Source organism: Aeromonas sp. HMWF014 (assembly GCF_963878295.1).
GTDB classification, from domain to species: Bacteria; Pseudomonadota; Gammaproteobacteria; order Enterobacterales; family Aeromonadaceae; genus Aeromonas; species Aeromonas popoffii.
Genome location: NZ_CAWNYS010000432.1, coordinates 13,376 through 18,779 on the forward strand (window position 1 = coordinate 13,376; position 5,404 = coordinate 18,779).

A 5,404-nucleotide genomic window follows, 5' to 3' on the forward strand; every position below is an offset into this window, starting at 1 on the left:
GTCGCCGATGGCTGGCTTCGAAAATGGTAGAAAGTCTTGCATAAGTGATCCAACAATGAATATTAATCAGTGCCCATCAGAACAGGCGGCCTTCAACATTAATTTCAACATAGCGTATATAAAATTGGCCCCACAATGGCTCAGCAACAGCTGGTAACAATTCACTGTCAAAATCCATATAAAAGCGGGGTGGCAAGGGGGCAGAAACAGCTGGTAACAATTAAACACTGCGACCATTTATAGGGGTGTGGTAAATATTTAAAATCCGAAAAATGCTCATTTTTCAACACTGCATCATCTCTGACATTCTGGTTGTATCAATATGAACATTACTGTATTTGGAAGTGGTTACGTGGGGCTGGTGTTGGCCACTGTACTGGCCGATATTGGTCATCAGGTTATCTGTGTCGATGTCGATGAACAGAAGGTGGCTGACTTGATGGCTGGTCAGGTTCCCATCTATGAACCCGGATTGGAGGCACTGCTCCAGCGCAATATCAAGAGTGGTGCCCTGGTGTGTACCACGGATGCAATCCTGGCCGTCAAGCACGGTGAGGTGCAGTTTTTGGCGGTGGGCACCCCGCCGGGAGAAGATGGCTCTGCCGATCTTTGCCACGTGCTGGAGGTGGCTGACACCATAGCTCGTCATCGTGATGAGCCCGTCATCATAGTCAACAAGTCGACCGTGCCGGTGGGCACAGCCGACAAGGTGACAGCCAGGGTGAAGCTGGTTCAGCAGCAACTGGACAAGTCGTTTGCCTTCGATGTGGTTTCCAACCCCGAATTTCTGAAGGAGGGCTCCGCCATCCAGGACTGTCTGCGGCCGGATCGCATCGTGGTCGGCACTCGCAACGAGGCGTCCCGCCAGCTGATGCGCGAGCTTTACGAGCCGTTCAATCGCAACCATGACCGCATCCTGTTCATGGATGTGCGCAGTGCCGAGCTGACCAAGTACGCCGCCAACTGCATGCTGGCCACCAAGATAAGTTTCATCAACGAGATGGCTGGCCTGGCCGAGCGGGTCGGGGCCGACATCGAGATGGTGCGTCAGGGGATAGGGTCGGATCAGCGCATCGGTTATCAGTTCATCTACCCTGGCTGTGGCTATGGCGGCTCCTGTTTCCCCAAGGATGTCAAAGCCTTGCTGGCAACAGCCCAGGAACTGCAATATGACACGCCGCTGATCCGGGCGGTGGAGCGCATCAACGAGCAGCAAAAATCGCGACTCTACGAGATACTGTCAGACTTCTTCAGCGCCCAGGGGGAATCCCTGGCGGGCAAGACCATCGCCCTGTGGGGGCTGGCGTTCAAACCCAATACCGATGACATGCGCGAGGCGCCTAGCCGCGCCCTGATGGAGGCACTCTGGCGTGCTGGCGCCACAGTGCAGGCCTATGATCCGGAAGCCATGCAGGAGACCCAGCAGCTCTATGGCTATTGTGACAACCTGAGGCTGATGGGGACCAAGGAGGCCGCCGTGTTTGGGGCCGATGCCCTGGTGATCTGCACCGAGTGGAACCATTTCAAAGCCCCCAATTTTGCCACCATCAAGCAGGCATTGAAGCAACCGCTGATCGTGGATGGCCGCAACCTGTTTGATCCGGGTCGCATGCGGGATCATGGCTTTCATTACTATGGTATTGGGCGGGGCGAGTCGGTAAATAGATAATGGAGACGGGCGTTGAATGAAAATGTATCGCGCATCTCACCCATCTCTTTTTACCAACCAGCAGAGTCGGTTTTACCGTCAAAAATAAACAGAGACGCACCTTGAGCTGACCTGGCTGAATAACGCTATGAGCGTGAAATTCCATGAGGTTATGGCATGGTCACATCTTGTAAATAGGGTGATGTGAGCGCCTTCTTTATACTCATGTAATGGCTATTGATTATCCCCTGACCGGGAAATATGAGGGCAGGTTTATCCCGGGATGACCGGCATCTTATTTATCTGTCTTTCATCAGTGCGAGTTTATTTATTCGGAAGGTGTGGTTCGCTTAATTACATTGTTATAAAGGTACTCATACTTGCCCCAAATGGCCTGTCGATGATTCGGCGGGCCATTTTTATGTCCGGTATAAAGGCCTGACCCCAGGCGGGAACTGTCAGGTTTGTTGCGCCATCATGCCAGTTGCGCTGGCAAGGCCCAGATTGGGATGGCAATCACCTGGCTACTCCGGTATATCGTCCACTGGTGCGCTGCTGAGGGTGGCCTTTGACACTATGTTGATGCTCTCGTGCAGCTCGCTGTAGACGATCACGGCCAGGCCTTGTTGCAACTGTTGTCGGACATCGTCGACCTTGTCAGCCAGACTGACGTCATGCTCGCCGTACTCGGTGCCTTCCCGCAGGACGAAGTGTTCGAGCAGGTTGTTGAGGGTATCGGAGTCCAAGTCTTGCCAGGGGATAATCATGGGTTCATCTTCAGTGACCAGAGAGGGGGTATTGTCTATCTGTTGCCAGCAAGCGCAAGGGATTTATGGGGCTGTCAGCGGGTGTACGCAGGTTGTCTGATGAACAACGTCGTCTCTCCATCCACTTCGATCATCCGCTGTGCCAGTCACGCCGCCATGGCCTGAGCCAGGGGGTGCATTGGTTCTGGGCCGTCAACCAGCGGGCGATCCTGTTCCTGCTTGCCCGCTTCTATGTCTATCGGGATGACTATCTGGTGATCGCCTGCATGCAGCCCGGCGCCGACGACGCGATCTATCGGGTCAAAGGGACTGTGCGCAACGGCTATCGACTCGCGCCCTGAGTCTGCTCCTTCACCCATAGGCTGATGCGCTCTTCCAGCCAGAAGCGGGGGCGCCAGGGTGTGCCGTGCAGGAAGCCCACATGGCCGCCCCGTCGGCTCAACTCGTAACGCACCATGGGTGAGAGCTGCTCCGGCTGCGGGATCACGGCCTCTGTCATGAAGGGATCGTCGGCGGCATGGATCACCAGAGTGGGAATGGGAATGCGGGCCAGTAGTCCCAGGCCGGAACAGCGCTGGTAGTAGTGGTCGGCGTTGGCAAAGCCGTGCAGCGGGGCCGTGACCTGCTCGTCGAAGTCGCGCAGGGTGGCAATCTGTTGCACCTGCTGCAGCTGCCAACGTTTGCCCGCCTCGGCCTGGCGCCGGATCTTGTTTTGCAGGTTGTCGCGCATGGTGCGCAGCAGATAGCTCTGATAGACCCGGGAGAAGCCCTTATTGACCCGATCGGCGCAGCTGTCCAGTCGCAGCGGCGCCGAGATCACCACGGCCGCCTGCAGCTCACGCGGGCAGGCCCGTGCCAGCAGATTGACCAGCATGTTGCCTCCCAGCGAATAACCGATGGCGATCAGTGGCTTGCCAGGAAAGCGCTGGCCCAGTTCGGCGATAAGGGCCTGTGCATCCTCGATGGCGCCGGAGTGATAAGCCTGCAGGTGACGGTTGGGTTCGCCGCTGCAGCCACGAAAATGCATCAGTACGGCCTCGTCCCCCTGCCGTTGCAGATGGGCGAACAACCCCTTGGCATAGTGGGAGTGGATGCTCCCCTCCAGCCCGTGAAACAGCACCATCAGTGGCTGCGCGTTCTGGTGGATGTCGCCGCTCCAGGCGAGATCGACGAAATCCCCGTCCGCCAGTTCGAAACGCTCGGCCACGAAGCGGGCCGGCGCCCGTCGCAGCCACTTTGGCAATATGGTTTGCAGATGGGGATTGCGCGCCCACCAGGGGGCGTGGAAGTGACTCTCTATGAGCATGATGGGGTCCGAAACAGGCAACAAAGTACGGCGAGAAGGGGGCTTCTCGCCGCCTTGTCAGGCCAGCAGGCTGTCATGGTGTTCGGCACCGCGCAGCATGGCCTGGATCAGCTCGTTGGCCTCAAACTTGGTCAGCGCCTCGTGGGCGCCCACCTGGTGGGCCCGCTCCACACTGATCTCGCTGGAGAGCGAGGTGTGCAATATGATGTAGGCTCCCGCCAGCGTTGCGTCGCTCTGCACCTCAAAGGCCAGCTCGTAGCCGTCGAGCCCCGGCATCTCTATGTCGCTCACCAGGATATCGATGGGAGTCTTCTGGTTGGCGCGAGCCTGCATCAGGACCAGCGCATCCTTGCCGTTGGTGCAGACCTCGTAGGGGATATTGATGTAGTCCAGCGCCGCCATCAGCTGGCGGCGGGCGACGGAGGAGTCGTCCACCAGCAGGATCCGCATCGGCTTGATCCGCTCACGCTGCACGTCGGTCAGCACCGGGTAGAGGTGGCTGGGGTCGTCCGGGTAGACCCGTGACAGTATCAGCTCCACGTCCAGCAGCTGGATCAGCTGGTCGTTGACCCGGGTGACCCCGGTCACGAACACGTTATGGCCGAGCGCGGCGGGCGGGGATTCGATGTCGCGCCAGTTGCACTCGGTGATCTTGTCGATGCCGCGCACCAGAAAGCCCACCAGGGTGCGGCGGCAGTCGGTGATGATGATGAAGCAGTTTGGCATCTCCTCCTTGCTGATTGGGCGATAGCCCACCGCCATGGCCATGTCGATCACCGGAATGGTGGTGCCCCGCATGCTGGCGGCGCCGAGCACGGTCGGGTGCGAGTGTGGCATGGCCGTGAGCTGGGTGTAAGGCACTATCTCCTTCACCTTGAGGGTGCCGATGGCGAAGGATTGTTTGGCCGAGAGATGAAACAGCAACATGCCCTGGGATTGGTTGGCTTTGCTTTTCATGGCAGATGTCCTGTGAGTCAAAACGGTATCAGTCAATTCAGGCCCCTAGCATAAAGGATTATTGGAGAAATGACCCTCTTGTTATTAGCGGCCGCTTGCCGCAAAACTGGACTCATTTAACCCATTTTTTTTTCGCCTGGCCTACCCGGTTTTTGGCCCGCCGGGTCAGGCGGGTTGCTGTTCATCCAGGCTGGCGCCAAGCCAGCGTTGGCAGGCCTGGGCGAGGGCCTCTTCGTCCCGGTAGCCGAGCTTGCTCACCACCTGCGCCCGCTTGCTGCCGCTCTTGAGCAGGCGCACCGCCTGCAGCAGCTGCCATTGGGCGCTCAGGGCATCGGCCGCGAGGCCCGGATCCGAGATCCCGCGCTGGGAGAGACAGGCTTGCCAGGCGGCGTCACTGCCCGCTTGCTGGCTGATCAGTGCGCGCCAAGCGCCTTGCAGCAGCTGATCCGCATGTTGCGACAGGGGGCAGGCCTGCAACTCGTCGAGTATCACCTGCAGACGGTGACCATAGGCCCCTTGCCAATCGCGGGGGCGCTGCCATTGGGCCAAGCTGTCGAACAGGGCATCCAGCAGCGGGGCCGGTTGCAACCAGCCCGCCTGGGCTGGCTGGGCAACCCGCAGGGAACAGGTCAGCAGATCATGGTGGCAGCCTGCCAGCGGGCTGAAGGCGGCGAGGGCATCGGCGCAGAGCCAGAAGCTGTTGCCCGCGGTCAGCAGCAATTCATG

6 protein-coding genes are annotated in these 5,404 nt (G+C 58.7%); 2 read left to right on the plus strand and 4 right to left on the minus strand.

Annotation, left to right across the window (positions count from 1 at the left end; translation table 11 throughout):
- The first annotated feature begins 322 nt into the window (after window positions 1-322).
- A complete protein-coding gene (locus AAC083_RS17120) occupies window positions 323-1,669 on the plus strand; it encodes a UDP-glucose dehydrogenase family protein (protein ID WP_021138321.1) in 1,347 nt (448 codons plus the stop codon).
- Window positions 1,670-2,172: 503 nt separating this feature from the next.
- On the opposite strand, the gene AAC083_RS17125 is transcribed toward AAC083_RS17120, so the two are convergent.
- Entirely contained in the window at window positions 2,173-2,415 is a 243-nt protein-coding gene (locus AAC083_RS17125; protein ID WP_108537230.1) for a YheU family protein, read from the minus strand.
- Window positions 2,416-2,507: 92 nt separating this feature from the next.
- Between AAC083_RS17125 and AAC083_RS17130 the strand changes: the two genes are divergently transcribed.
- A complete protein-coding gene (locus AAC083_RS17130) occupies window positions 2,508-2,756 on the plus strand; it encodes a hypothetical protein (RefSeq protein WP_181364793.1) in 249 nt (82 codons plus the stop codon).
- Here the strand turns inward: AAC083_RS17130 and AAC083_RS17135 are convergent.
- The 3 genes from AAC083_RS17135 to AAC083_RS17145 form a co-directional block, all read right to left on the minus strand.
- Window positions 2,738-3,721, minus strand: coding sequence for a hydrolase (locus AAC083_RS17135; protein ID WP_108537231.1), 984 nt, complete (start codon window positions 3,719-3,721; stop codon window positions 2,738-2,740). The two genes, AAC083_RS17130 and AAC083_RS17135, sit on opposite strands and share 19 nt — an antisense overlap.
- 57 nt (window positions 3,722-3,778) lie before the next feature.
- Window positions 3,779-4,678 (minus strand): chemotaxis protein, encoded by a 900-nt coding sequence (locus tag AAC083_RS17140; RefSeq protein ID WP_108537232.1) that lies wholly within the window; start codon window positions 4,676-4,678, stop codon window positions 3,779-3,781.
- Between the two features lie 165 nt (window positions 4,679-4,843).
- Window positions 4,844-5,404: hypothetical protein (locus AAC083_RS17145; RefSeq protein ID WP_108537233.1), on the minus strand; the 561-nt coding region annotated here is incomplete at its 5' end.

Excerpts from the sequence above, each read along its gene's own strand:
- AAC083_RS17135 (WP_108537231.1), bottom strand. The coding sequence starts at position 3,721 with ATGCTCATAGAGAGTCACTTCCACGCCCCCTGGTGGGCGCGCAATCCC.
- AAC083_RS17140 (WP_108537232.1), bottom strand. The coding sequence starts at position 4,678 with ATGAAAAGCAAAGCCAACCAATCCCAGGGCATGTTGCTGTTTCATCTC.
- AAC083_RS17125 (WP_108537230.1), bottom strand. The coding sequence starts at position 2,415 with ATGATTATCCCCTGGCAAGACTTGGACTCCGATACCCTCAACAACCTG.
- AAC083_RS17120 (WP_021138321.1), top strand. The coding sequence starts at position 323 with ATGAACATTACTGTATTTGGAAGTGGTTACGTGGGGCTGGTGTTGGCC.